1 protein-coding gene is annotated in these 562 nt (G+C 29.9%); it reads right to left on the bottom strand.

Features of this window, described 5'->3' with window-relative positions:
- A partial coding sequence (locus HUO09_RS22060; RefSeq protein ID WP_188235291.1) for an AAA family ATPase occupies positions 1–562 on the bottom strand: 562 nt, incomplete at both ends.

The raw sequence follows: 562 nt of genomic DNA on the forward strand, positions 1-562 counted from the left end.
TCACCCGCAAAGATAATTTTCACATGACTAGGAACTGCTTGAAGTAATTTTGACAATATCTCACGTGGAATCATTGAAACTTCATCAATAATAAGATAAGCACAATCAATTATGTTATATTCATTTCTGAAGAACTTCGAATTAAAGTTAGAAGCACAAGTTTTATGTATAGTTAATGCTTTATAATCTTGTAAATCATACTCCCTAAATAATTCACGAATCCTACTAGAAGCCTTACCTGTATAAGTACAAACAATTGTCTTATTTGGATCAGGTTTCAAACGATTCAACAAATTAACCAAAGTATATGTTTTTCCTGTTCCTGCTCTGCCTAAAAGTAAAGTAATACGATTATCAATAAATGACTTCATCAATCTTACTTGGTCAAAGGTCAATCCCTCTGTTCTATAATCACCTAATCTTTCTACTAAAAAATCCATAGAAGATATTTGTAACAAACGTTCATTAATCATGTAACTATATTTAATTTCATCAGATAAATCTAAATCCCTAACTAAATGATGTAACCTTATAGCGTGTTCATCACGAAGCATTTTTGAAT

Source organism: Vibrio sp. Y2-5, assembly GCF_014596725.1.
Taxonomy (GTDB): domain Bacteria; phylum Pseudomonadota; class Gammaproteobacteria; order Enterobacterales; family Vibrionaceae; genus Vibrio.